Source organism: Micromonospora sp. DT4, assembly GCF_049841675.1.
Lineage (GTDB): Bacteria > Actinomycetota > Actinomycetes > Mycobacteriales > Micromonosporaceae > Micromonospora.
The window spans coordinates 1-3,393 of record NZ_JBNCKT010000228.1 but is presented as its reverse complement, the minus strand read 5'-3'; the positions used below and the strand labels follow the sequence as shown (position 1 = coordinate 3,393).

Here is a 3,393-nt window from a genome sequence, read left to right as displayed (position 1 = left end):
GTCGTACGGGGACGCGCCCCCGTGCCCGCCCCGCCGCGCCGCTTCACCGGCTGGTTCACCCCCGCCCGCCCGCCGGCACCCCTGACGCGGCCCGCGCCCGTACCGGACGCGGTGCCCCCGGAATCCCCCGTCTACCGGCGTCCACCCGTGGCGGCGCTAGCCGCCTGAGCACGCACCTGGAGGCAACCAGTGAACTTCCTACCGAACGACACACTCGCCGGCTACGCCCGCACCGCCGTCGACCTACGCACCCGCATGGTCGACCACCACCGCAGCCCGCTAGCGGCGCAGTACCTGCAGGCGTTCTTCGACAGCCGCCTCGCCAACCACCCCAGCCCCAGCCCAGCGGGCATGGCGAAGGTCCTCACCGCGGGCCGCGCCATCACCGCCAACCCGTGGCGACTCGGTGAGCCGTACGTCATCGCCCCCGCGATGACCGCGATCATCGCCGCCGCCGCGACGGCCCTCGACCTGACCGGCGAGGTGCTCCCCGCCGACATCGCCCCCGACAACGGCGGGGTGCTCTTCCTCCCCGAACCGATCTACCACCGCAGCCTCAGCGGCGAGGTGTCCTCCATCGGGGCGATCACCTGGGCCCGCACCACCAACACCCACAGCGGCCGGTCCTTCTGGGCCATCGCCGGCTGGGCCGACCACCACGACCCGCACGACCCCGCGGCCGTCCGCCGCCGGCAGCAGCTCGCTGACCGGCCCGACCTCGCCCGCCAGTTCGGCCCCTACGTGCTGACCGACTTCACCGAGATCCCCATCGGCCAGCCCGTCGACCCCCGCCCCGACCTGCCGGTCCTCGACGGGGACGACCGCGACTGGGAACCGGCACCCGACGGCCGGTTCTGCATCGACGAGACCACCACCCCGATGCGCGCCTGCGCCGCCGTCGCCTACGCCTTCTGGCGCATCCAGGCCCAACCCCTCGCGACCGTCGCCGCCGCCCCCCTGGACCGCGCGGCGCGCCGCCGCGCCGTACGGGCCAGCATCCGTCACGACACCCGCGTGGTCATGCTGCGCCGCACCAGCCCTCTCGCCGAACCCACCGACGGCGAGCCCAAGTGGCACTACCGGGTGCGGTTCGTCGTCCGCGGCCACTGGCGACGCCTGATCGACCGAGACGGCCACCCGTTCCGCATCTGGATCAACGCCCACATCAAAGGCCCCGACGGGGCACCCCTGCTGCACGGCGAAAAGGTGGCCGTCCTCGCCCGCTGACCTCGCACCCACCCCGAAGGCCGCGCGACGCCTCCCACTGGCCCGCGCGGCCTTCGCCGTCCCCGCCCACCACCCGGCCGCCGCTTCGAAGGAGTGACCAGTCATGACCACCCGCGTGCTGTCCGGGATCGCCATCGCGGTCGTCGGCGTCCTGCTGCTGTGCTCCGGACTGGCCACCACCCTGATCTTCGGCGGCGGCGCAGGCGCCGGCGCCTGCGGTACGGCAACCAGCGTCACACCCACCACCTCGTCGGCGACGCGCAGCCCGGCCCCGGACGGGATCGGTCCGATCGGTGACTGGAGCACCGAGCAGGTCGGCAACGCCGCCACCATCACCGCCGTCGGCATGCGCCTCGGCGTCCCGCCCCGCGGCTGGGTCATCGCCGTGGCCACCGCGATGCAGGAATCCTCGCTGATCAACACCCCGAGTGGGGACCGCGACTCGGTCGGCCTGTTCCAACAGCGGCCATCACAGGGCTGGGGCACCCCCGAGCAGCTACGGGACCCGCAGTACGCGGCGACGAAGTTCTACCAGAAGTTGCAGGCCGTCGACGGCTGGCAGGCGATGGCGCTGACCGAGGCCGCCCAGGCGGTGCAGCGGTCGGCCTACCCGGACGCCTACGCCAAGTGGGAACCCGACGCCACCCGCATCGTCGCCGCCCTGACCGGCGTCACCACCGGCCTGGCCGCCTGCGGCGTGACCGTCAGCGCGCAGGGCTGGACCCAACCGGTGCACGGGGACGTCGGCTCCGGTTTCCGCACCCCGGGCCGGCCCGGGCACGACGGCGTCGACCTGATCGTGGGCAAGGGCACCCCGATCCACGCCGCGTCCGCCGGCACCGTCACCGTTGTGCGCTGCAACGCCGTCGACGTGCGCACCGGCGCCGACTGGGGCTGCGACCGCGACGGCGACCCGGTTCTCACCCGTGGCTGCGGCTGGTACGTCGACATCACTCACCCCGGTGGGGTGATCACCCGCTACTGCCACATGCTCGCCCACCCGGCCGTCGCCGAGGGCCAACAGGTCGCGGCAGGTGACGTCATCGGGGTCTCCGGCAGCTCCGGCCACTCGTCCGGACCGCACCTGCACTTCGAGGTGCACCTCGGTGACCACACCTCCGCCACAGCCGTCGACCCGGTCGCCTTCATGGCCTCCGTCGGCGCGCGCCCCTCAACCAGTAGGCGCCATCGCGAACGTCGGCGGCGGCTGCGTGATCCACCCCCAGCTCGGTGGTCGTCCCGCCCCGGGACGACGGCCGCAATCCCCATCCACACAACCCTGAGGAGGAAAAGCCCGTGAGCACACCCACGCTCATCGGTGTCGCCGCGCTCCGCGGCAGGTACACCGCACGCTGGATCCAGTTCGGCGAGGACCCGGAGGTTCTGGTGCCGCTGCTGCGCCGGATCTGGACCGACACGTTCAGCCGCGACACCGGCGCCATGGCCACGGCGCTGCTGGCCCGCAACTGGTGGTCCCTCGCCGTCAACCCCAAGCCCCGCCGCTGGGACCAGCAGCCGCCCGTACCGGGCCTGGGCTACCCCGCCGACAACGACACCGTCCGGCGGGGCGCGCTGCGCGAGGACGTCGACGGGGCCCTCGAATGGCTGTACCTGCTGCACCTCGACCAGCGGCGACTGGTGGTGTACGAGGCGACGGTCCACGGCCGCTGGCTGCGGCACAGCGCCCACCACCTCGACCCCGCCGACGAACTGTTCATCACCGAACCCGCTGACGACGGCGGCCCGGAGATGACGGTGTGCACCGCCTGCGGCGCGATCGACGAGATCGACCGAATCGAGGTGCCGTCCATGGCCGGCTACGGCTACGACACCGCCACCAGCTGCACCCGCTGCGGCTCCTCGGTCGCCACCGACCCGATGTTCGGCGACCACGTCACCCGCAAGCCCTGGCCGCCGCACAACCCCACGACGGGTGACGCGACGGGCAGCGCCCGATGAACACACCCGACCCCACGCCGACGCCGCCCACCAGCGGCAGCGATGGCCCGTCCACTCACCGATCGGAGACCACCATGAGGTACCAGCCTGGCCAGCGCGTCGCGCTGGTCCACACCAGCGACCCACATACCCGGCTGCGTGCCGGCGACACCGGCACCGTCCGCCGCCACGACCAGCGGCAGAACATCGTCGAGGTCGCCTGGGACA

General features: G+C 73.1%; 4 protein-coding genes. All 4 read left to right on the top strand.

What is annotated here, in order from left to right:
- Positions 1-189: 189 nt before the first annotated feature.
- Positions 190-1,227: a hypothetical protein gene (locus ACLQ24_RS29015; RefSeq protein ID WP_425894922.1), complete on the top strand. Its 1,038-nt coding sequence runs from the start codon at positions 190-192 to the stop codon at positions 1,225-1,227.
- Positions 1,228-1,330: 103 nt separating this feature from the next.
- Positions 1,331-2,527 (top strand): M23 family metallopeptidase, encoded by a 1,197-nt coding sequence (locus ACLQ24_RS29010; RefSeq protein WP_425894921.1) that lies wholly within the window; start codon positions 1,331-1,333, stop codon positions 2,525-2,527.
- Positions 2,524-3,186, top strand: coding sequence for a hypothetical protein (locus tag ACLQ24_RS29005; protein ID WP_425894920.1), 663 nt, complete (start codon positions 2,524-2,526; stop codon positions 3,184-3,186). The genes ACLQ24_RS29010 and ACLQ24_RS29005 overlap by 4 nt, the downstream gene beginning before the upstream one ends.
- The coding region (locus ACLQ24_RS29000) for a DUF4314 domain-containing protein (RefSeq protein ID WP_425894919.1) at positions 3,183-3,393 on the top strand (211 nt) is incomplete at its 3' end. The genes ACLQ24_RS29005 and ACLQ24_RS29000, both read left to right, overlap by 4 nt.